Raw genomic sequence first — 2,662 nt, 5'->3', positions numbered from 1 at the left:
CTCGCTCTGCACCCTCTCGCCTCCGCGCAGCTTGTCGATGGCCGCCTCGATGCGGGCGCGGTCGGCGCCCACGGACTTAAGGATCTGCCCGATCTCGCCCTGCCAAAGTCGGCATACTAAAAAATAAAAAAACCAAATGTTTAAAAAGCACCCCTCAATCTATATAATTGCCGCCGCTATCAGTCTCGCTTGTTCGTCTGCGCTGTCCCCAACCCATGCAGCGAGCGATATCCCAGGAACGAAGCAGCTAGTTCGAGGTATTGTTACTCAAGATCTGGAGGCGGCTGGTTACTTCCAACAAGGAGTCAATAGCTACAACCAGAGAGACTTGGATATCGCCGCCGACGCTTTTCAGAAAGCTCTGGAACGAGACCCCAAAATTGCTCCGGCTCACTTTTACCTGGGCAATATTTTAAATGAAAAAGGCCGCACTGGGGAGGCGATCGCTCAATACCAGCAAGCGCTTGCTCTCAATCCAGATTTAGAAGAAGCGCATTATAACTTGGGAGTGATTTATTATCAACAAGGTCAAATTGATGCTGCGATATCCGCATATGAAAGAACCCTTGCCATCAATCCCGAAAATTCCTATGCTTACTACAACTTGGGCGCGATCTATTATCAACTCGATCGGCTAGAAGAAGCGAACGTAGCCTACAGGCAAACGATTCGTCTAAGTCCCGAAAATGCCGATGCTTACTACAATTTGGGAATTGTGTTAGAAAAGCAAGGGCAACTGGAAGCGGCAGCAGTTGCATACCAAAAAGCAGTTGAAATCAATCCGAATTTAGCAGCAGGCTACAACAGTTTAGGCAATATTTTAAGTAGACAAAATCAGCCAGAAGAAGCGATCGCAGCTTATAAAGAAGCGATTCGCCGTCACCCCAACGATCCTTCCGCACACTATAATTTGGGCGTTATTTTGTACTATCAAGAGCAGCTCAAGGATGCAGTTCGCCCCCTCAAGAGAGCTAGGGACTTATACAGATCCCAAGGTCAGACCTCTAAAGCCGATGAAGTCGATCTCCTAATACAACAAATTGAGGTGCTGCGGAAACAACCGAGGCGCTAGGGGCTAGGGGTTAGGGATTAGGGGCTAGGGGAAGAGGGAGTGGGGGAGCGGGGGAGCGGGAGAATAAATCTTTTCCCTCTTCCCTCTCCCGTCTCCCATTTTCCTCTTCCTCTCCCTTTTCCCTCTGTTCTCTTCCCTAGCCCCTAACCCCTAGCCCCTAGCCCCTAGTCCTTCAAATGGGCAACTTATTGATATCTTTGTTCGAGCCAATCACAACCATTGCCGAACCTTTAAGAAGCCGTCTGTTAGGATCGGGATTAATTTCAAATTTGCCTTCATGACTTACCGCTAGCAAGTTCAAACCATAACGGGTGCGGAGTTTTAGTTCGGCGATCGTTTTGTTGTGAAATTCATCTGGAACGATCAGTTCCACAATGCTGTTTTCCGTATCCAAATCAAAACGGTCTAAAATCGCTGGTTTGGTGAGCGATCGCGCCAGCGCACAACCCGCCTCAAACTCCGGATAAACCACATGATCCGCTCCCACACGCTTCAATAGCTTCACATGAACTTCCGATGAAGCTTTCGCGACAACGTGAGCCACACCAGCTTCTTTCAAATTCAGAGTTGTAATGACACTTTCTTGGATATAATTACCAATAGCAATAATCACTGTATCAAACTCAAAAATACCCGCTTCTTTTAGAGCCGCCGGTTCTGTTGAATCCAATTGCACTGCATGAGAAACTAGCTGGTCGGTCAAAGCTTGGGAAACTCGTTTTTCGTCAACGTCAGTTCCCAGAACTTGGTATCCCATATTGTGCAAAGATGAGCAGACGGATCGACCGAAACGACCCAATCCAATGACCGCAAACTGTTGATTGTCTTTACGTAAACTGCGAAAAAAACTTAGAGATGACAGGTTCATACCAATACCTTTTATTACACACACTTTCTGTTAATTGTGCTATTGCTTAACTACCCAACGAGTAAGTTTTCTTCTGGATAGCGAACTGCACTGGGACGGGGGTCTCCCAGAATAGCGGCCATCATCAATAAAACTCCTACTCTTCCAATGTACATTGTCGAAATTATAATCAGTTTTGCCGCAGGTGTAATGCTAGCTGTAATCCCTGTAGAAAGACCGACTGTTGCAAACGCCGAGACAACTTCAAACAGTATTTGACTAAACTGCAACTCTGGATCGGTAATTGAAATTAAAATTGTCGATACCACTACGGTGGCAAAGGAACCAACTAATACACCAACTGCTTTTATAATCAGACTTAATGCCACTTGGCGATGATAAAGTTGAACTTCTTCTTTGCCTTGCAAAATTGCTTTTGTGCAACTGGTTAAAACTCGCAATGTTGTCGTTTTAATCCCGCCACCAGTGCCACCAGGACTTGCACCAATAAACATAAGCGCAATTGTCAGAAATAAACCAGCCTGGGTCATTTTGCCAAAGTCAACGGTATTAAAGCCAGCAGTTCTAGGGGTTACAGATTGAAACCAAGCTGCCAATAATTTATCTTTTAAACTAAGATATCCTAATGTTTCTGGATTTCTACTTTCTATACAAAATAATGCTATAGCTCCGGATAATAAAAGTATAATTGTTGTGCTGGTGGCCACCTTGAAATTCAGCGA

At 45.5% G+C, this 2,662-nt stretch carries 3 protein-coding genes; 1 reads left to right on the top strand and 2 read right to left on the bottom strand.

The window, feature by feature from the left end; translation table 11 throughout:
* Positions 1–136 precede the first annotated feature (136 nt).
* Positions 137–1,072 carry a tetratricopeptide repeat protein gene (locus tag H6S82_RS28160; protein WP_190464066.1) on the top strand — a complete coding sequence of 312 codons (936 nt, stop codon included), beginning with the start codon at positions 137–139 and terminating at the stop codon, positions 1,070–1,072.
* A gap of 172 nt (positions 1,073–1,244) precedes the next feature.
* On the opposite strand, the gene H6S82_RS28155 is transcribed toward H6S82_RS28160, so the two are convergent.
* Entirely contained in the window at positions 1,245–1,940 is a 696-nt protein-coding gene (locus H6S82_RS28155) for a TrkA family potassium uptake protein (protein WP_190464067.1), read from the bottom strand.
* Positions 1,941–1,990: 50 nt separating this feature from the next.
* The coding region (locus H6S82_RS28150) for a potassium transporter TrkG (RefSeq protein WP_277926594.1) at positions 1,991–2,662 on the bottom strand (672 nt) is incomplete at its 5' end.

Source organism: Planktothrix sp. FACHB-1355 (genome assembly GCF_014748295.1).
Taxonomy (GTDB): Bacteria; Cyanobacteriota; Cyanobacteriia; order Cyanobacteriales; family Aerosakkonemataceae; genus Aerosakkonema; species Aerosakkonema funiforme_A.
This window is presented reverse-complemented; position numbering and strand designations above follow the sequence as displayed.

What these genes read in the sequence shown, in the direction of transcription:
- H6S82_RS28155 (WP_190464067.1), bottom strand. Translation starts at nt 1,940, where the DNA reads ATGAACCTGTCATCTCTAAGTTTTTTTCGCAGTTTACGTAAAGACAAT.
- H6S82_RS28160 (WP_190464066.1), top strand. Translation starts at nt 137, where the DNA reads ATGTTTAAAAAGCACCCCTCAATCTATATAATTGCCGCCGCTATCAGT.